27 protein-coding genes and 1 pseudogene are annotated in these 18,327 nt (G+C 52.4%); 9 read left to right on the top strand and 19 right to left on the bottom strand.

Going from position 1 to position 18,327, the window contains the following annotated elements:
* Window positions 1-56 precede the first annotated feature (56 nt).
* The 4 genes from H7R56_RS12435 to H7R56_RS12420 form a co-directional block, all read right to left on the bottom strand.
* Window positions 57-443 (bottom strand): DUF2570 domain-containing protein, encoded by a 387-nt coding sequence (locus H7R56_RS12435; protein WP_182928258.1) that lies wholly within the window; start codon window positions 441-443, stop codon window positions 57-59.
* Window positions 430-933: a lysozyme gene (locus tag H7R56_RS12430; RefSeq protein ID WP_308538058.1), complete on the bottom strand. Its 504-nt coding sequence runs from the start codon at window positions 931-933 to the stop codon at window positions 430-432. Before H7R56_RS12430 ends, H7R56_RS12435 begins: the two co-directional genes overlap by 14 nt.
* Before the next feature lie 115 nt (window positions 934-1,048).
* Complete coding sequence (locus H7R56_RS12425; RefSeq protein ID WP_023293650.1) at window positions 1,049-1,468, bottom strand: Mor transcription activator family protein; 420 nt, start codon at window positions 1,466-1,468, stop codon at window positions 1,049-1,051.
* A gap of 71 nt (window positions 1,469-1,539) precedes the next feature.
* Entirely contained in the window at window positions 1,540-1,899 is a 360-nt protein-coding gene (locus H7R56_RS12420) for a hypothetical protein (protein WP_182928257.1), read from the bottom strand.
* A gap of 131 nt (window positions 1,900-2,030) precedes the next feature.
* Here H7R56_RS12420 and H7R56_RS12415 point away from each other — a divergent pair, with 131 nt between their 5' ends.
* Window positions 2,031-2,453: a DUF2513 domain-containing protein gene (locus tag H7R56_RS12415; RefSeq protein WP_023293652.1), complete on the top strand. Its 423-nt coding sequence runs from the start codon at window positions 2,031-2,033 to the stop codon at window positions 2,451-2,453.
* On the opposite strand, the gene H7R56_RS12410 is transcribed toward H7R56_RS12415, so the two are convergent.
* The 13 genes from H7R56_RS12410 to H7R56_RS12350 form a co-directional block, all read right to left on the bottom strand.
* Window positions 2,436-2,750, bottom strand: a complete 315-nt coding sequence (locus tag H7R56_RS12410; protein ID WP_032676848.1) for a hypothetical protein — start codon at window positions 2,748-2,750, stop codon at window positions 2,436-2,438. The two genes, H7R56_RS12415 and H7R56_RS12410, sit on opposite strands and share 18 nt — an antisense overlap.
* Window positions 2,747-3,256 carry a gp16 family protein gene (locus H7R56_RS12405; RefSeq protein WP_182928256.1) on the bottom strand — a complete coding sequence of 170 codons (510 nt, stop codon included), beginning with the start codon at window positions 3,254-3,256 and terminating at the stop codon, window positions 2,747-2,749. Before H7R56_RS12405 ends, H7R56_RS12410 begins: the two co-directional genes overlap by 4 nt.
* Window positions 3,246-3,698: a hypothetical protein gene (locus tag H7R56_RS12400; RefSeq protein ID WP_182928255.1), complete on the bottom strand. Its 453-nt coding sequence runs from the start codon at window positions 3,696-3,698 to the stop codon at window positions 3,246-3,248. Before H7R56_RS12400 ends, H7R56_RS12405 begins: the two co-directional genes overlap by 11 nt.
* Entirely contained in the window at window positions 3,695-3,934 is a 240-nt protein-coding gene (locus H7R56_RS12395; protein WP_023293655.1) for a hypothetical protein, read from the bottom strand. The genes H7R56_RS12400 and H7R56_RS12395 overlap by 4 nt, the downstream gene beginning before the upstream one ends.
* Window positions 3,934-4,377, bottom strand: coding sequence for a hypothetical protein (locus H7R56_RS12390; protein WP_182928254.1), 444 nt, complete (start codon window positions 4,375-4,377; stop codon window positions 3,934-3,936). The genes H7R56_RS12395 and H7R56_RS12390 overlap by 1 nt, the downstream gene beginning before the upstream one ends.
* Window positions 4,374-4,856 carry a nucleoside triphosphate pyrophosphohydrolase family protein gene (locus tag H7R56_RS12385; protein ID WP_182928253.1) on the bottom strand — a complete coding sequence of 161 codons (483 nt, stop codon included), beginning with the start codon at window positions 4,854-4,856 and terminating at the stop codon, window positions 4,374-4,376. Before H7R56_RS12385 ends, H7R56_RS12390 begins: the two co-directional genes overlap by 4 nt.
* Complete coding sequence (locus H7R56_RS12380; protein ID WP_182928252.1) at window positions 4,849-5,115, bottom strand: hypothetical protein; 267 nt, start codon at window positions 5,113-5,115, stop codon at window positions 4,849-4,851. Before H7R56_RS12380 ends, H7R56_RS12385 begins: the two co-directional genes overlap by 8 nt.
* Before the next feature lie 83 nt (window positions 5,116-5,198).
* The gene (locus tag H7R56_RS12375) at window positions 5,199-5,816 is read right to left on the bottom strand and encodes a DUF3164 family protein (protein ID WP_182928251.1); all 618 of its coding nucleotides are present in this window, start codon (window positions 5,814-5,816) and stop codon (window positions 5,199-5,201) included.
* Between the two features lie 9 nt (window positions 5,817-5,825).
* Entirely contained in the window at window positions 5,826-6,068 is a 243-nt protein-coding gene (locus H7R56_RS12370) for a hypothetical protein (RefSeq protein WP_182928250.1), read from the bottom strand.
* 245 nt (window positions 6,069-6,313) lie between these two features.
* Entirely contained in the window at window positions 6,314-6,487 is a 174-nt protein-coding gene (locus tag H7R56_RS12365) for a hypothetical protein (RefSeq protein ID WP_182928249.1), read from the bottom strand.
* Window positions 6,487-7,425, bottom strand: a complete 939-nt coding sequence (locus H7R56_RS12360; protein ID WP_182928248.1) for an AAA family ATPase — start codon at window positions 7,423-7,425, stop codon at window positions 6,487-6,489. The genes H7R56_RS12365 and H7R56_RS12360 overlap by 1 nt, the downstream gene beginning before the upstream one ends.
* A 78-nt stretch (window positions 7,426-7,503) precedes the next feature.
* Complete coding sequence (locus H7R56_RS12355) at window positions 7,504-9,486, bottom strand: transposase domain-containing protein (protein ID WP_227674714.1); 1,983 nt, start codon at window positions 9,484-9,486, stop codon at window positions 7,504-7,506.
* A 2-nt stretch (window positions 9,487-9,488) separates the two neighbouring features.
* Window positions 9,489-9,734: a helix-turn-helix domain-containing protein gene (locus tag H7R56_RS12350; RefSeq protein WP_163180918.1), complete on the bottom strand. Its 246-nt coding sequence runs from the start codon at window positions 9,732-9,734 to the stop codon at window positions 9,489-9,491.
* A 162-nt stretch (window positions 9,735-9,896) separates the two neighbouring features.
* Between H7R56_RS12350 and H7R56_RS12345 the strand changes: the two genes are divergently transcribed.
* Window positions 9,897-10,505, top strand: coding sequence for a hypothetical protein (locus H7R56_RS12345; protein WP_182928247.1), 609 nt, complete (start codon window positions 9,897-9,899; stop codon window positions 10,503-10,505).
* A 381-nt stretch (window positions 10,506-10,886) separates the two neighbouring features.
* Window positions 10,887-11,243 (top strand): annotated as a pseudogene (locus tag H7R56_RS12340) (PhzF family phenazine biosynthesis protein); the annotation flags it as partial.
* 35 nt (window positions 11,244-11,278) lie between these two features.
* Here the strand turns inward: H7R56_RS12340 and H7R56_RS12335 are convergent.
* Complete coding sequence (locus tag H7R56_RS12335) at window positions 11,279-12,223, bottom strand: L-lactate dehydrogenase (protein WP_106930624.1); 945 nt, start codon at window positions 12,221-12,223, stop codon at window positions 11,279-11,281.
* Window positions 12,224-12,374: 151 nt separating this feature from the next.
* Here H7R56_RS12335 and H7R56_RS12330 point away from each other — a divergent pair, with 151 nt between their 5' ends.
* Window positions 12,375-12,854 (top strand): GNAT family N-acetyltransferase, encoded by a 480-nt coding sequence (locus H7R56_RS12330; RefSeq protein WP_106930626.1) that lies wholly within the window; start codon window positions 12,375-12,377, stop codon window positions 12,852-12,854.
* Here H7R56_RS12330 and ptrR read toward each other — a convergent pair.
* Window positions 12,808-13,686 carry a putrescine utilization regulator PtrR gene (gene ptrR, locus H7R56_RS12325; protein ID WP_106930628.1) on the bottom strand — a complete coding sequence of 293 codons (879 nt, stop codon included), beginning with the start codon at window positions 13,684-13,686 and terminating at the stop codon, window positions 12,808-12,810. The two genes, H7R56_RS12330 and ptrR, sit on opposite strands and share 47 nt — an antisense overlap.
* A 104-nt stretch (window positions 13,687-13,790) precedes the next feature.
* On the opposite strand from ptrR, the gene sad reads away from it, so the two are divergent.
* From sad to H7R56_RS12300, 5 genes are all read left to right on the top strand, one after another.
* On the top strand, window positions 13,791-15,176 hold the full coding sequence (sad, locus tag H7R56_RS12320; protein WP_106930630.1) for a succinate-semialdehyde dehydrogenase: 1,386 nt from the start codon (window positions 13,791-13,793) through the stop codon (window positions 15,174-15,176).
* Window positions 15,177-15,246: 70 nt separating this feature from the next.
* Window positions 15,247-16,173 carry a glutaminase B gene (glsB, locus tag H7R56_RS12315; RefSeq protein ID WP_106930632.1) on the top strand — a complete coding sequence of 309 codons (927 nt, stop codon included), beginning with the start codon at window positions 15,247-15,249 and terminating at the stop codon, window positions 16,171-16,173.
* Window positions 16,173-16,538 carry a DUF4186 domain-containing protein gene (locus H7R56_RS12310; protein ID WP_106930634.1) on the top strand — a complete coding sequence of 122 codons (366 nt, stop codon included), beginning with the start codon at window positions 16,173-16,175 and terminating at the stop codon, window positions 16,536-16,538. The genes glsB and H7R56_RS12310 overlap by 1 nt, the downstream gene beginning before the upstream one ends.
* 165 nt (window positions 16,539-16,703) lie before the next feature.
* A complete protein-coding gene (locus H7R56_RS12305) occupies window positions 16,704-17,696 on the top strand; it encodes a sensor domain-containing diguanylate cyclase (RefSeq protein WP_106930636.1) in 993 nt (330 codons plus the stop codon).
* A gap of 87 nt (window positions 17,697-17,783) precedes the next feature.
* Complete coding sequence (locus tag H7R56_RS12300; protein ID WP_106930638.1) at window positions 17,784-18,311, top strand: GNAT family N-acetyltransferase; 528 nt, start codon at window positions 17,784-17,786, stop codon at window positions 18,309-18,311.
* Window positions 18,312-18,327 lie beyond the last annotated feature (16 nt).

Raw genomic sequence — 18,327 nt, 5'->3', positions numbered from 1 at the left:
CGTATGTGAACGGTGCGGGGCGCACTGGCACAGGCGTTTCCGCCAGCAGTTCTGCATCAATAGGCAGCGGGGTCACCACCACCGGAACGGGCGCGGTTCTCGACCCGCTGCAACCACTCAACAGCAGCAGCAGGCACATCGCGCTTAGCGCATTCTTCTTTTTCAAGGATGAGGGTGATCTGGTTCTGAGCTTCATCGCGCAGCCTCTCGTCTTCGCGCCGTGCTGCGGCATTGGCCGCGCGGATGGCACTGAATATCTGGATGGTTTGCTCCTGGCCGTGTAGCAGCCATTCTGCTGTGTTTCTGGCTTGCGTCTGGGTCTGCAAGTCCCGGCGTAACTGGACGTTATCGCTGTGCGTTTTCTCAGCCTTTACCCAGACCGCACCCACGGTGACCAGGAGTGCAACCGCGCCGGCAGCGATAAGACGATCAGCGAAGGTCATCAACACCTCCGACTGACCATATGGCCATCTCAACTTCACGGCGCGTCATCAGTCCTTTCCACGGTTTCCCGGCCGCAAATATCCAGCGACGCATCTGGTCGCGAGCACCTTCAAAATCACCGGCATTCAGTTTTTTGAGGAGGGTCGAACTGGCGAACGCGCCGGTGCCGGTATTGAAAATGAACGTCTCAAGTGCGGTGCGCTGATAATCGGTTAAAGGGACTTTTACCAGACGTTTAATGGCTGCCCGAACGGGCTTTAAATCACTGTCCAGCAGGGCCATGCATTCATCATGGGTGTAGGTGCGCATCTGGATATCAGCGCCAGTATGGCCAACACATACGGTCAGGATGCCGGCAATGTCGCGGTACGGGGTATATTCGATCCCCTCGACGTGGATAAGGGTCTCGCGGGTCATTTCGTGATAACCGCCACCGGCGATAGCAATCGCCAGCAATGACGCTTTCAGACTACGGGGTATTTGGGGCATCAGCTTATCCGGTGAGTGGATCTGCATCCGAGGATAAGAAAAAGCTGATTAGAGAGGTGATTCCGGTATCTGAGTACAACCCGCACTCTCGAGCGCAGTCGGTTGTTACAGATAATTAGTGCGGGAATAAATCCGGTTGGCGACGACGGGTATGAAGCTTGCGCTGACGGGCGATGATATCGTAAATCTGCGTCTGAGATAAACGATGCTCGCGGCGCAGGTCTTCAAGGTTGCGGCCATCGAAACGGGAGAAGATAAGATCGTCCCGTAACGCTGTAACAAGCTTGTCCCCGGATGGCAGATAATACTGACGTCCGCCCATATAGTGGGACATGGCCAGCGCCAGTTTACGCGCCAGCAAGCGGCTGTCTTCAGCAATTCCGAGGCGCTTCAATTCTGCCTCCATCACATCGACAAGTGCAACCAGCATTTGTGGCCATTGGTGCTCAAGCTCACCGACAGGGATATTGTCGATATGGTCAAGCAACTGGTGAATGGCCGGGTCGTGTTCAAAAAGCTCCGACTGTTGTGACATAAACCCTCCTCAAGGTAAGTGCACAGTCAGTATACAAAAAATCCCGCACGTTGGCGGGATTGTTGATGACATCAGCTGTCACGTTTGCATGGGTGAAGCTTGAAGAATTTTATATCGTCATGGAGATATAATTTTTTCCCCGATTTATCGACTATAAAAAACTTGATGACTGCCGGGTTACGCATTGAAGCAAAGGTATACGAAGTTCCATGCACGGAAATTTCTTTGTCATTCTCTGGTGACGGCGGCTCTGTCTGCACATAGGTATCACCATCATCAAGATTCTGCCAGGAAACCAGGTCAACGCCCATATGAAGCTTGATGCCGTTACAAGTCCAGAACCCAGACGCAGGATCTTTCTTGATTGGTTTCTCTGCAGCATGAGAAGCCAGACTAGCCACCATTATCGCTACTGCCAATAAATACTTCATATAACCCCCTTAAAAATAATGATTAAAATTTATCACCGTTTTGTCTGAAAAGCATTTACTGATAACGTTGCCCCGTGGCGGCATCATGGTCACAAAGAGCCGGGACAATTTTCTAACAGTGAGATACTTGGATGAAACTCGATCTTGATGAAATGAAGAAGTTGCTAAATTGTTTTATTGAATCCCCAGAACCCTACATCACCCTTAAAGAACTTGGTCTGTTTGACGTCGATGAGAAGGAACAGAACATATTGATTGCTCATTTGCTACTTCTGGCCGAGAACGGGTTCATCAGTAGTCTCAAACTGGAGACAGGCTTTGAATCTTTGGGCCTGCATCCGACGCAGAAAAGTACAGGCATCTCATGGAATTTTGCAATCAAACCAATACGTTTGACACAAGCGGGACATGATTTTGCGGCAGTATTAAACCAACGCCCCGTATTTGAAAAGCTGAAAGAAGAAGCGCAGGAGGCTCCAGTCGCCCTCCTGCGCAAGATCGGCAGCGCCCTTGCAGAAAAATTGCTGAAAGAAAAATTAGGGCTGGGGGACTGAAGGTAATAGATCCGCTAATCGAGCTGCTGCGATTGCAGCAGCATCATATTCACCAGCAGCCATAGCCTGTGTTCTGATTGTTTCCAGATTACAAACAACACGGTACAGATTCATTTTTGACATCATTTCAAGTTTAAAATCCTGAGTCAGTTCAGCAATAACGGTTGTGCGATAGACAGGGGCTGAGGGTTTTAACAAACCGTGAATTAACTCCTCTGGCCAGCCACTTGCAATCAGCTCAGCGGCATGGACTTCTGCGTTTGAAAGCTCTCTGATTTTGCTAGACTCTGGTTTCATTTTTCCCCCTTGCAAATGTTCAACATGATTTGATAACGCTCACATACACGGTCGTAAATAGGTTTGATACCGGTGTCTGGTAAACGCTCCAGCATGCACCGCATATGCCACCGTTTCAGGCTTTCGAGAACGGTTCGAGCTTTCTCATCACGCAACCAGTTCAGCTTTGCCACACCTTCGCCACCGTTCTGTTGCCGGGTTATGCGCTTTACATACGCATCAATCGCTGCAGTGTCGTTACTGGTGACAAAACCCTGATTGAACATGGTAAACCATACCGCCCGAATTTTGCCGGCAATCCCCGATGGTGCTTTTGGTTTAGATGAAACAGGCTTAAAACCTCGCTCTTTAAGAGCATCCAGCACGGCCTGCAGCTGCGCCGAGCTCATATCACGGCAGCTGCTTTTACCCGGCACAACAGTGCTAAGAAAAACACGATAAGTCTCATCATCAAGACCCAGAGTACGACGCGCGACGTGGATCAATTTGATAGTATTAGCTCGCATCAGCCATTACCTCACTCAGTGGTGATACCAGCTCAAGACCATCAATTTTCTTAAATTGACGAACCAACGATGATGCGGTGCTGAAATGACATACCCAGTATTCCACTACCTCATGGAGGTGCGCATTTTCTTTGCGTTTCAACCAGCGCAGGCCGTCTCTGGTTTTTGACGCTCGGCAGATGATGGAAGCGCCTGGCTTATACGTTTTACGACGCCATACTGCCTTCGTAATCGGACGAAAATCCTTATGTGACGGCCAGCCCCATGCTTCACTGCGGGTATCATCAATCCAGACTATTAACGCCAGCTTATTTTCAGAGACAATGGCCTTATAAACTGCAATTTTTTCTCCAGAAGACAGCTTAAATTCAACCCTGGTATACAAATCACCTAGCGTGTTCTGGATACCGTTCCATTGTTCCTTTGTGATAGTGGTTGTCATTTGCGACTCCTGAAATAGGTTGAGGTGGCGAAAAACAACAGCTCCAGCACATCAAACAGCCACCAGAGAGTGATGCACCCAATCAGTGCCATCAGAGTGAATGGCCAGGCTACAGCCGCAACCAGAGCGCTGATTGAATCAGCCTCTTTATCCATGATTTTGCTACCACGCAGCGCAGCAACGAGCACGAAGGTCAGTATGCCGCCAGCGATATAACAAACGATGACGATTACCATCAGGCAACTCCTTGCACATCAATAGGCAGGTATCTAAGGACATGCCGGGTAATAATTTGCCCGGTTCTGGAGCACTGAAAATGCCCCATTCGAATATCGATTAACGCACTTTCAAATTGTGGCCAGCCCTGCATCTGCTTTTTGTCATCCAGCTCAACCAGAACAAACACCGTTTCAGCTGACCATGGCCCGGAAGCCAGGTACATCACACTTCGGGGAATCTCAGTACCCTCAATCCACCCAAATGAGCGTCGAGCCGCAACAGGTGATTTGCTGCGGATAATGTCGTAATAACCGTTACGCTCTTTCACCTCGGAACGTGCCACCGCTTTGCGTAGCGCCTTGATAAGCAACTGGGCACTGATTCCCGTCGCACTGACCAGTTGCAGACAGGTCATTTCGCCCTTATCGGACAGCACGGCTTTGATTGCGTCGATCATCATTTGCCTCCCTGGCGCTGTTCTGCCTGTTGCTGCTCGCGGATCATGCTTTGGGCCGCATGCATCAGAACGGCGATGCAACGGCGGGTTCTGGCGGCAGCAAGACGGTTACTGGATTGCCTGTCGATATAAAGCGCCTGTGCCATTTCAAGTTGCTCTGCAGCTTCTTCAAGTAAGGAAGATACTGACGGGCTGGCTGGTGATACCGCATCAGGTATCTCAGCCCCTACGCGTTGAGATAAACGGGCCATTTTTCGTGTTTTATGCTGATCAATCATGTCGCTCATTCCATTATGGCGAAGCTGCTCAATCATAATTTCAACGTCGGCAGCTTCTTCGGCGATACGGTTGCCGTTCGCTTTATGAGTAACAAAACGAGTGCACGCAGCGGCTAGCTCATTACATTCTTCGGCTGTTGCCAGAACCTGACGGTCATAACCCCACATCGCCAGGGCTGCATCGAAAACATGAGGTTTATTCATCGTCTTCATCCTCCATGTTGTCATCTGCCGGTTTCATGGTGATCGGAAAAGGCTGGAACTGAAGAAGTGCCAGTTGGACACCAATTCGGATGAAACGGGCTTCTTTGGTGTCAGCCCCAAATTCCAGCACCTCGCTTTCGCCCATTTCTAAACAGATATCAGCGTCTTTGTTGTCAATAACCATCTGGCATTTATCAACGCGATTTTGATGCCAGGATTTCAGGTCGATAATCATCGAAATTAATTGTTGTTCGCTCATAAAATATTCCTTTTGCTGAATTCGGCGCGAACGAATCCCTGACGCAAGCGCCGTTTTCAATTTGAAGTTTTATTTAAAAGTATTTAAAGTTTGGCTAAATCCAGCGAAATCTGCTGATAGTTACCATCCGCCTGACGCTCATAAATACGCAAATACTGACTGGTGCCGGAAACCTGAATTGCATCAGCAACAGCGTCCATCGCCTCATTCCATTTCGGGTCATTGATATCGAGCTGACGGAGGCCCAGAACCTGGTTGATGTCGATGCGACCTTGCTTGTTAACGCGGAAGGCATGATCTACCAGGGCCATAATGCGTTCATCCGCACCACCAGACCATTCGCTGATGCAGGTATCAATCAGCGCTTTAGCCGCCTGGATACGTTCATCAAATACGCGATGCTCACCGACTGCGCGAATGAGCTTGTAACGGCCGTCAAAACTGACCAGGGTCACATTGCCTTTCGTGCCGCCATACTCCACGCCATACTCAGACGCCGAAAGGTCTGTGAAGTCGGCGATTCTCTGCATAGACTCCAGTTTGAACGCTGCCAGCAACTGACGCTGCTGACGTGCTGCGCCGACGATCGTCATCACGACTTCATCACGCAGCTTATCCACGGGTTTGACCTGAGACTCAGGGATTAAATGCCCCTGAGCATTGGTGCGGTAACCCACAGGTACGGTATTTGAATTATTCATCTATTCGCCTTAATGAGTGGTATTGGATTCGGTATTCCCGGTCCGCGCTTTCCATTCATTTACATAATGGAAATTTGCGGCCTTAATAATTTGTGGTGCCATTTTATTAATGATATTGACCAGGTGGTCAGCAGCCGATGGGCATTCATGATTTACGTCTTCCATAACTGCATTGATATCGACTACTTCCTTAACCTGACCACCTTCGGAAAACACATCCTTGGTAATTACTGTAAAAATAAGTTTTGCCATTTTGATTCCTCAGCGCCAGATAATCCGGCAACCATTGAAACTGGCTACCCACACGGAGCGGGAACCTGAATTGTTACGTTCAACAATACGCACAGCACTGTTGAGCAGGTCAACCGGAGGGCATGACACCTCCAGAACGGGACGTGAACGGGTCTGGCGAAACTCCGTAACCAGACAGCCTTTTTTGTTCAACATCGCCTCAGTGGCCATCGCTTGCTGTACATGTGAGGAAATCAGTTCGCTAATCATTGTTTGCTGACCTCTTTGCTCAAATCGTAAAAGTTTTTACAACCGCAGCGGGGGCATACAAGGGTAAAAACCTTAATGCCCTTATATGCTTTATCCCTGACCTCAATTCGCTCGCCTTCTTTATGAATATTCCGGCAACGAGTACATTTGACCATGTTCTCTTTATTCATTAGTCCTCCACAATTTCAGCATGCCCCAGCTCAAGCATTGCTGAATGAATATGGCCAGAATTAACCGGCTCGCTTTTACCGCTGGCGTAGATATGGGCCAGCGGCAGAATGTGGGAGAGAGAGCGCAGAGCACCAGGGCGCTTTGCAATCGCACGTAACAGTTTGCGTTCATCGCGGCCGTCAACCTTCCATGCATCGCAGAACGCATCCACATCAGCAGCCAGCACGTTGTTGATGACAATTTTCTTTGCCACGCGAGAGAACAGACGGGCAAAGTCTACGGTGCGACTACCACCGGTCAGGCGGTCATAGACTTTATGGTTACCGATAAACGCCAGCCCGATGCCGCATTCCTCCTGGAGGATGCGCAGCTCTTCGATGGCGTCATAGTTCAGCCAGTCAGCTTCATCAATGATGACTAAGGCATTAGTGTCACGCAGCCGGCGTCGCAGCAGGCGGGATAATGCGCCGCGCTGATAAGGCGCATCTGAAATGCCCATATCCAGCGCCAGTTCGTACATGGTTTCCAGCTCGTTCGTGCGGGATTTACTGGCGGTAAGACGCCAGACGTTATTACCGGTACGAGCGTATTGTTTCAGCGCTTCCGTTTTACCTACACCAGGATGGCCATAAATCAGCGCAATGGTGTGAGTCAGCTGCGCATACGTCAGCGCCGCAGTGATTTTTTCAGAGGTCGGCGTCACGACATAGTCAGGGATTTCCGGCAGTGCACTCTGGGCCGTCTTACGGGATTCAAGCCACGTGCTGATTGATGCCGCCACGGCATCATTATCGCCCTTGTATTTACCGTTAATAAACTGAGAAAGGGCAGACGAAGACACCCCTGTTTCACGCGACAGAGCAGCACCAGAAATTGTTTTGTCATCAATCAGACCTTTTACGGTATTACGGATTACATCATGGTTAATTTGCGTCATCGTTTTTAATCCTGTATTTTTCCATTGTTAATACGTTTTTAAACACTTCTCAAAAGCGGCGGCTCAAACGTCGCTTTTTTATTTCTTCGATTTACTGACATTTTTCATCAGCGTCTGGAAAATCACATCGTTCTCGTGCTGATGCTCCTGGACTTCCTGAACTTTTTTCAGTGCATTACCCTGGGCAAAGACACGTTCAACAACATGCCGCTGCGGTGGTTCTGGCGGCGCGACTTTTGGCAGCAGGTCGTTCACCTCTATTGCCGTCATGCGGCGCTGAGCCTTGGCGGCGCGTTTGGTATGGGTCATCATCTGCTTACGCTGGCGGCTATGTTCACGACCTGTTTCGGTATCGCCGAACGCAACAGCTGAACGGCATTCCGCCATGCAAAGGAAACGGCCATCAAGGTCGTAACACGCCACTTCGCTGTGAAGATTGCGAGGGTCGAAACGCACTGTAATTTTGCGCTGGCGAATATTGGCCAGAACCGGATTCCAGTAACTGTTTTTACGGCCATACAAAGAACCGCCGCACTGGAGGAAGAATTCACCGGTAGTTTTCACCGTTACGGCTTCTGCTGGCAGCATCAGCTGGCGGATTTGCTCTTCACTGAGGCGGGTGACAACCGCATTGCTGTAACTGCGCTCAAATGCCTGGTCAAATGACAGCTCGCCCTGACACATCTCAGTTTCACGGCCGACACGCGCGTTATAGATGGCGATCCCCTCGTTGACAGCGGAAAGGAATGTCTCAACATCAACAACCCGGTCACCGTAATTGTCCGGTTTATTCTGGGTATTCGGGCCAGTATATGCCCCGGCCAGAGAAGGATGTTTGTCGATATAATCCCCCAGACCGCCGATACCAAACGCACGTTCAATCGGTTTTGCCTGCCCCCAGCCTTTACCGCCAATAACACTCGTCCAGTGAACCTGAATACCGAGCATCGGCAGAATACCCATCGGATCATCCGGCTTAACTTTGAAGCGATAGCGGTTAGGAACACCACCTGACAGCCATTTGTTAGCCGCTGCGCGGGTGTTATCGATGGTGACATGTTCAGGCTTACCGAATTCTGAAATGGCATCCATCAGTGACAGGCGAATGCTGTCGCTGTTTTCAGAGACGTCAGTACGCCAGCCAATAATTTTGCGACTATGGACATCCTGCCAGACCCACGTTTTTGGGCGGATCACTTCACCGTTGTACCACTGCACGAATACGTTGTGCTGGTAACCATCGCCGTTTATCCATTCCATCGCATGCAGCTGCGCGACGGTGCGCTGCTGGCTCGGGAACATACGTGCCAGTGCGTTATCACCTTTGCGGGTAGCGACAATGACACGTGCATCAATTTCGCGTTCCACACGGCGGCGCAGTGTGCGTTCAGAAGGGATTTCCCAGCCATATTCCCGCGCCGCTATCTGGAGAAGTTCATACGACTTCGTGAAGCAGGGCTCTTCCGGGCGGAGATAATCCCCCAGGAAAAATTGCCAGGCATCTTCGCTGATTGGCGCTTCACGGTTGGTTTTGCACTTCTCACGCAGACGGCGGTCAAGCAGAACGGGGGCCCAGACGTCACGGCTGCGGTTTTGTACGCGGTAATACAGGTTACGCAAAGAGCCTTTGCTCATATGCAGTTTCATTGCCGCTGTTCTCAGAGCCAGGCGCAAAGACAGACCTGAATCGACCAGCTCCGCTACAAGAGAGACCGCAGTGGTGCGCTGCTCAGCACGCTGGCGCTGTTCGTTGGTCGCACCTTCCCAGTGTTTCCAGAGCTGCTGGCGCTCGAAGTTATGTGCAGAGTCAGCATTACCCTTAGTGCGTTCCGGCAGAGAGATGACACCAGAAGATGTTTCCACCATGCCTTTAGCGGAGAGTACCTCTGCACGTGCTTCAGGAGGCAAAACGGTGATGTGAAACTCTAATGCTTTGCCGCCTGCACGCTTGCGCACTTTATCTTCAGCACCTGCGGAATAGCGCGTTAATGCCTCACGAATTCCTTTTACCGTTTTAGGTAAACCAGGTACACCGACCAATTCCTTTGCAACAACAAACATAATCAGACCGCCTTATTCATGTAGCTATGAGCGGCATAGCGGCTCGGCCAGATGGTTTCAGGAGAAACACCAAGAGCATCAGCAACAATCTGCTGATACGGGCGGCATGGTGTGCGCAATACACTCTTTAAAGAGTCTTTTTGGTAGCCCGCCTGAACCGATAAAGAGCGGAAAGATAAACCACGCTTGTGGATTTCCGCCTTAATCGTCTCAGGGTGCCAATCAGTCAGATCTTCATTTCGGTTCATGATTCATCTATCCTAAAAAGTTATCCGCGCGGATAACTGCGCGGGTATCCGTATGGATAAAGATTAGGACTCGAAAGAGATGTTTGCAAGGTGTTTTTGAGTCCCAAATCAGATTTTAAATAAAAGACATTAATATCAACAAGATACAAGGGATTCATTAAGATGAAAAATGATAATACGAAAGGTTCTTTTGAGAGCAATCAAAAAGAACCCTTTTGTGAAAGGTTGAACCTACTACTGAAAGGTCGTTCTTTGTACAGAGCGGCGAAAGATTGGGATATCAATTTCAGTACACTCAAGAACTATTACGCCAGACCTGAATCATCACCAAGAATCGAGGTAGTACGTAAAATAGCAAGTATCGAAGGCGTGACTATTGGATGGCTTCTTGGGCAGAGCCCAGACGAGAATGACGCTATGCTGGAACGCTGGATTGATGACGCTGTCATCGCTGTCGAACCCAAGAAGGATAAACATAAGGAATCCCGCAATACTTTGGTTCACGTGAGCTATGAAACAACCCTCGTTTCCATTTTAAGCATCCTCAATGAACACGAGATAAAATCATTGTTTGAGTTGATTGCCCGAAAAGGGGTCGATACTGTTTTAAAACTGAAAGATGAGAGAAACCTCCAGCTCATACAATGCTCTGATTATGAGAAGGAACGCCTGCTTACTTTTCTTGAGTCCACAGTCAAAAAAGGGTCATCTGCGGTTGGTGCAGATGTAGCCTCACCAGGCCCTTTGGGTGATAGCAAAAAGGCCGGTTAAAGTGTTCATCAGAACAACTTAACTGGCCTTTAGGATTGTGAGAATTGACTCTAATCAAGCTGTGCTTTAACTCGATCAAAGCAGTACCAACTGATTACAAAAAGCGTCAAAGTGCCACAAAGCAAGTTACACAGTTAAAGATATTTAAACGCTGTATGAATCCATTAAACAAAGCGCATTAACGTTACATTTTTATGTGTCAGAAGTATGCAAGCGCTCGGCGGTGATCTAATTTTAACAATGAACAATCCGTCTTAGCACGCGAGCGAGCATATTGCCGCCAAGCCTTAATCTGCCTGAGTTTGTCCCACCAGATCCCGCTTTCTTTCACCTGTTCCCGGATTCGTTCCGATGTTCACTACATAACTGTCACCTTACAGCGGGCGCGCGTGGGTGATTGAACTGGATAACCGCGAGCAGGTAGAGGCGCTTCAGCCGGATATCGGCGCGATGACCCCCGGCGAACATAAGGTGTCGGTAACGGCCGTCGGTGAGGGCGAATATGATTTTGTCAGCCGCTTCTTTTCACCCGGCGAGGCGGTATGGGAAGACCCGGTTACCGGCTCGGCGCATACCATGCTGATCCCGTATTGGGGGGAGAAGCTCGGTAAAACGCAGATGCTGGCGCGGCAGGTGTCGACGCGGGGCGGCGATATTCGCTGTGAGTGGGCAGGCGACCGCGTGCTGATGGGGGGAAAGGCGCGAACCTATTTGCAGGGTAAGGTGCGGCTGGATTAACCCGGCCTCTTGACCGGGTCAGAGAATTGACACGGCTACGGCAGCAAGGCGATATTTGCCTTAATCACCTCGACCGAGCGGGCGAATTTCTCTCGTTCGTCCGCCGCCAACTGTAGCTCAATGACCTGCTGAACGCCGCTTTGCGCCAGAACCGCCGGCACGCCAATGGCCACGCCGTTCACGCCATATTCACCGTCAAGAATGCAGGAAATAGCCAGCGCGCGGTGGCTGCCGGTAAAGACGTTGCGGCAGATTTCGGCAATGGTGCCAGCGATGCCGTATTCGGTGCAGCCTTTACCCGCATAGATTTCGAACCCCAGCTTGCGCACGCTATCGGCCATTGCCTGACGATCGAGCTCGCGGCCGGTACCACGTTGATAAACCTGGCCAATCGGAGAGCCGTACACCGAGGAGTGCGACCATACCGGGAACTGGCTATCGCCATGCTCGCCGAGAATAAAGGCATCAATACTCTGTGCGCCAATATCCAGATCCTGCGCCAGCTTGCGGCGCAGGCGGGTAGTATCGAGCCAGACGCCGGTGCCGATCACCTGGCTGCGTGGCAGACCGGAAAGCTGCCATACCTGCCACGTAATGATGTCGCACGGGTTCGTAGCAATCAAAAAAATACCGTTAAATCCGCCGGCCATCATCTGCGGCACAATACTGTGGACGATTTTGGCCGTGCTTTTTAATTCATCCAGCCGTGTCTGGCCGGGTTTCAGCGCACCGCCGGAAACGGTAATGACGGCGATATCCACATCGGCGCAGTCGCTGGCGTCGCGGCAGGAAATCGTCATCATGCCGGGCATATAAGCGGCCGCGTCGCTGAGATCCTGCGCGTGGGCCTCGGCGCGGGTTTTATTGAGATCGACCAGGATCAGTTCTTCGCAAATATTCTGATTCAGCAGCGCATAGGCTGCGGATGCGCCAACGTTGCCGGCGCCGATGATCATCACTTTACGGGCTTTCGTATTCATGAATCTTCCATTGTATGGCCAAACGACGGGAATAAAGCTACTCGTTAACAAGCGGTTAGCGCAAGTGTCTGCGGACAATATAAGTTAATGCTATGAGCGGCGGCGAGAGGGAATGGTAGAGTGGCAAGATAATCACAAACAGGAGCCTGCTATGTACGCTTTCATGCTTACATCTCCCGCTGAACCCGCCGTAGTGCGCCTGATTGCTGCGCTAGACCAATATCAGTCCATGCTTTATCCAGCAGAAAGTAATCATCTTCTGGACTTGTCGATGCTACCTGCCGAACAGGTGATCATTCTGCTCATTCGTCATGGCGAGAAGGCAATCGGCTGCGGTGCCGTGGTGATGGGGGAAGACGGCCATGGTGAAATGAAGCGGGTGTTTATCGAGCCGACGCACCGGGGTAAGCAACTGGGCGAGCGGCTGCTGGTGGAGCTTGAAACGGTGGCGGTGCAGCGTGGCTGCACTCTGTTGCGCCTGGAAACCGGAATTCATCAGCACGCGGCAATTCGCCTGTACACGCGATGCGGCTATCGCAGCTGCGAAGCCTTTGCACCGTACTCGCCGGACCCGCTCAGCGTATTTATGATGAAACCGCTGGCGTCTGAGGCTCATCCAGCAACGCAATAAACGCTTCCAGCTGGCGGCTCATCGCGCCGCGTCGCCACACCAGCCAGGTGGTTAACCAGCGCCATTTCTCCGCCAGCGGCCAGGCGCTGACCTGATGATGACCGGGCATACTTTCCAGCATACTGCGCGGCATCAGCGCCAGCCCGGCGCCAGCGATAACGCAGGCCAGCATACCGTGATAGGACTCCATCTCATGAATACGCCCGGGCGTGGCTCGATCGGCGTGAAACCAGCTTTCAAAATGCCGACGATAAGAACAGTTGGCGCGAAACGCATAAATGCTGGCGCCGTTGACGTCGCTAGCGCGGGTAATGGGAGGATGACCGTGGGCGGCGACAATCATCATCTCTTCCTGATAGACCGGCATGCCATCAAGGCCGGGGTGCATCACCGGTCCATCAATAAAGGCCGCGCTCAGGGTGCCTTCCAGTACGCCATCGGTCATCGTACCGGATGGGCCGGTAGCGAGATCGAACTGGATTCGCGGATAGCGTTGATTATAGCGGGCCAGCGTCTGTGGGATGCGCACCGCTGCGGTACTTTCCAGCGCGCCGAGTGCAAATAACCCCTGCGGTTCGTCACCGGCGACCACCATGCGTGCTTCATCGACCAGGGCGAGAATTTGCTGACTGTAACGAAGGAAACTGTGTCCCGCGGGCGACAGACGCAGGCGCTGATTTTCCCGGATAAACAGCTCAACGCCAAGATCGGCCTCCAGTTGGCGAATACGGGTCGTCAGGTTGGACGGTACGCGGTGAACTTTCTTTGCGGCCTGCGTGATACTGCCGCTTTGGGCGACAGCGTTAAACATTTCCAACTGAGTTAAATCCATGCGTATTCTCGTATCGTGAATGGGGTGGTTAATATTATTCAGTTTTCATAAACGGAAGAATAGGTGAGTATGTGACCACAACGCAATCAATCAGAGAGAAAAAGATGACTTCACCTGCAACTCATGCCGTCTCCGTGAACCCGATGAATGGCGAAACGATTTCCGCGCTGCCGTGGGCGTCCTCTGCTGACGTGGATCGGGCGGTGACGCTGGCGGAGACGGCTTTCCGTCAATGGCGTAAGACCTCCGTTGCGCAGCGTGCCGATGCGCTGCGTTCGATTGGCCGCGTGCTGCGCGAGCGTGCCGAAGAGATGGCGCAATGTATTACCCGCGAGATGGGAAAACCTATTAAACAGGCGCGTGGCGAAGTGGCGAAATCAGCCCACCTGTGCGACTGGTATGCTGAACACGGCCCGGCCATGCTCGCCACCGAAGCGACCCTGGTTGAAAATCATCAGGCGGTGATTGAGTACCGTCCGCTGGGACCGGTGGTGGCGGTGATGCCGTGGAACTTTCCGCTGTGGCAGGTGCTGCGCGGTGCGGTGCCGATTATGCTGGCGGGGAATAGCTATTTATTAAAACATGCGCCGAACGTGATGGGCTGCGCGGCGCTGATTGGTGAGATTATCACCCAGGCAGGCGTACCCGCTGGCGTTTTTAATTGGGTGAATGCCACTAACGATGGCGTCACGCAGATCATAAACGATCCGCGCATTGCGGCGGTCACGGTCACCGGTAGCGTTCGTGCGGGTAAAGCAATAGGCGCTCAGGCCGGTGCGGCGCTGAAGAAATGCGTGCTGGAGCTTGGCGGCTCCGATCCGTTTATCGTGTTGAATGATGCCGATATCGACCTGGCGGTACAGGCGGCGGTAACGGGGCGCTATCAGAATACCGGGCAGGTGTGCGCCGCGGCGAAACGATTTATTGTCGAAGCGGGTATTGCCGATACCTTCACCCGGAAGTTTGTCGATGCCGCCGCGCAGTTGAAAATGGGCGATCCGCGTGAGGAAGACAACTATCTTGGACCGATGGCCCGTTTTGATTTGCGCGATGAGCTTCACAGTCAGGTGATGGCCACCGTCAAAGAAGGGGCTAGCCTGCTGTTGGGGGGGGAGAAGTGCGGCGGGGAAGGTAACTTCTACCCGGCAACCGTGCTTGCCAACGTAACGCCGACGATGACCGCCTTCCGACAGGAAATGTTTGGCCCGGTCGCTGCGATCACCGTTGCTCGCGACGCCGATCATGCGCTGGCGTTAGCCAACGACAGTGAGTTTGGGCTCTCCGCTACCGTCTTTACTGCCGATACGGCGCAGGCGCAGCGTTTTGCTGATGAGCTGGAGTGCGGTGGCGTATTTATTAATGGCTATAGCGCGAGCGATGCCCGAGTGGCGTTCGGCGGCGTGAAAAAGAGCGGCTTTGGCCGCGAGCTGTCGCATTTTGGCCTGCGTGAATTCTGTAACGTTCAGACGGTATGGAAAGATCGCCGATAAGCGAAACGACGTAGCCATTTCGCTCTGTTATACTTCCAGGCCGAAAATAGCCTGTGGGCAAGGAGTGTGAGTGGCTACGGTTATCAATAATGCCATGCTGGCGTCTGTCCTCGACGACGTCAGGCCGCTGATTGGACAGGGGAAGGTGGCGGACTACATTCCGGCGCTGGCCTGCGTCAGCGGCAAAAAACTGGGGATCGCCATCAGCACCGTTGACGGGCAGCACTTTAGCGCCGGTGATGCGAACGAGCGATTCTCTATCCAGTCAATTTCTAAAGTCCTGAGTCTGGTGGTGGCGATGAATCACTATCAGGCTGAGGAGATCTGGTCCCGCGTTGGTAAAGATCCGTCCGGGCAGCCGTTTAATTCCCTATTACAGCTGGAAATAGAACAGGGGATCCCGCGCAACCCGTTTATTAACGCCGGGGCGCTGGTGGTCTGCGACATGTTACAAGGGCGTCTTAGCGCCCCGCGTCAGCGGATGCTGGAAATTGTGCGTAAGCTGAGCGGCGTATCCAGTATTGGTTATAACGCACAGGTGGCGCGCTCTGAGTTTGAACATTCTGCGCGCAATGCGGCCATTGCCTGGCTGATGAAATCGTTCGGTAACTTCCACCAGGATGTCACGACGGTATTGCAGAACTATTTCCACTACTGCGCCCTGGAAATGAACTGCGTGGAGCTGGCGAAGACGTTTTTGTTTCTGGCGAATCAGGGGCAGGCGCTGCACCTTGACGCGCCGGTGATCACGCCGATGCAGACGCGTCAGGTTAATGCGCTGATGGCGACCAGCGGCATGTATCAGAATGCCGGCGAATTTGCCTGGCGGGTGGGATTGCCGGCAAAATCCGGCGTCGGCGGCGGGGTGGTCGCCATCGTGCCGCACGAAATGGCGATTGCCGTCTGGAGCCCGGAGCTGGATGAAGCGGGCAACTCGCTGGCGGGCGTTGCTGCCCTGGAAAAACTCACTCAGCAGATAGGACGTTCAGTTTACTGATGGACACGCTTGATAGCTTATTTGCCCGGCTGCAGCGCTCAACGTTTCGCAGCCGTTTTCGCCTTGGGGTGAAAGAACGGCAGTATTGTATTGATAAAGGGCCGGAGGTGATTGATAGCCACGCGGCAGATTTTATCGCCAACCGCTTAGCACCTGCACAGCCGATCAACGACGGTAAGCAGACGCCAATGCGCGGTCATCCGGTGTTTATCGCCCAGCATGCCACGGCGACCTGCTGCCGCGGCTGTCTGGCAAAGTGGCACCATATTCCGCAAGGTCAGGTCCTCAGCGATGAGGCGCAGCGCTATATTGTCAGTGTTATTCACCATTGGCTGGTGATTCAGATGAATCGTCAGGATCGGTAGCACGTCTAAGATTATTCTGAATAGCTATCGATTTTGATAGCTTGATCGGCGTTCCGGCTCTTAATAAGATGAGCCGGGCGTCGTATCGGAATAAATTGCGTTATGAATAGTTTTGACAAACTTATTACGAATAGTGAGGTGGCGGGAGCCCGGTTTGTCAGACGGATGTATCTGATGCGGATGCTCGGCACTTTCCTGTGTTTTCTGCCGATTCTTTCCGTCCTGTCTGAGCATCACCGGCCGGTTTATCTTCAGGTCTTGCTGGCCATTAATGCCTTTATCTGGCCGACGGTTGCCTATCTGCGCGCGATACGTGCGCCGATACCGCGTTTGGTGGAGCAGCAAAATTTGCTGCTGGATGCTGGCGTCGGTGGCTTCTGGATAGCCATGATGTCACTGAACCCGCTACCCTCGGTAACGATAGCGACCATTCTGCTCACCGACAGGCTTTCCGCCGGTGGGGTGACGCTGATGCGTAAAGCGGCATTCATGCTGGTTTCCTGCTTCGCCCTTAGCTGGGTTCTGACCGGCATGCCTTTTATTGGCTATGTTTCTCAACGCACTATGCTGGCGACGCTGCCGCTGATTTCCTTATATGTACTTGCCTTGAGCCTGCTGACTGATGGTATTGCCGTCAGGCTGCGGCTGAAGAGTCAGGAACTGGAGCGTATTGCGATGCTCGATCCGCTGCTGGATATCGCCAACCGCCGCCTTCTGGAACAGCGTATTGCGTGGGAACTGGTGCGCCTGCAACAGCACTGTGGCCACTCGCTGCTGATGTTTATCGATCTGGATAACTTTAAAGAGATCAACGATCGCTATGGGCATAAAGTGGGCGACGTCATGCTTAAAACCGTCTCACAAATTTTGCAGATGGCGACGCGTGCTACCGATACGCCCGCGCGTTTAGGCGGCGACGAGTTTGTTATCCTGCTGCCCGATACGTCGCTGGAAGAAGGGCGGTCGATAGCTCAGCGGATTATGGATGCTACATCGCTGGTCACCGAACGTCCGGACCACTCTCAAACATTGACGCTCAGTATCGGTATTGCCGAAGCGCTACCGGAGATGCTTGAAGTTTCGGACTGGTTGCAGGCGGCGGACAATGCGCTGTATGAGGCCAAACGGCGCGGTAAGAACCAGATTTTTGCCCATTAATACCGATAAGAAAATGCGATGGCGGTTTCTGTTGTGTTGTCAACTTGTTAACGTAAAATCGGTGGTACCCCTTTTCCGGAGATCGCCATGAATTCAACGTACTCGCTTCATATCTTTTCTGAATCCGATATCCTTTCACATCTTGATGCGTTGTCCGGTGTGCTGACAAACTGCGTTAACGGCGGCGCATCCGTCAGCTTTATGCTGCCGTTCAGCCCGGAAACCGCACAGCAGTTCTGGCAGCGGACTGCCGGTAGCGTGGCGCGAGATGAGCGTGTCGTGCTGGTCGCTAAAGATGTCGACCAGCATATCGTTGGGACCGTGCAGCTGATTGTTGACCAGCCGGAAAACCAGCCGCACCGTGCCGACGTCGCGAAACTGTTAGTGCATGAACGTGCTCGCCGCGGGGGGATTGCCCGTGCGCTAATGCAGCGCCTGGAAGCGGTCGCCGTTGACAGGCATAAAAGCGTGCTGGTGCTGGATACGGCGACCGGTAGCGGGGCGGAAAGTTTCTATCAGCGCTGCGGCTGGCAAAAGGTGGGGGAAATTCCGCGCTATGCCTGTATGCCGGACGGTGCGTTGACGGCGACGTCGATTTTTTACAAATTTTTATAGACTCGCTATTTATTCT

Source organism: Klebsiella sp. WP3-W18-ESBL-02 (assembly GCF_014168815.1).
GTDB lineage: Bacteria > Pseudomonadota > Gammaproteobacteria > Enterobacterales > Enterobacteriaceae > Kluyvera > Kluyvera ascorbata_B.
Note: the sequence above shows the minus strand (reverse complement) of the source record. Positions and strands in the feature narration are given on the sequence as shown.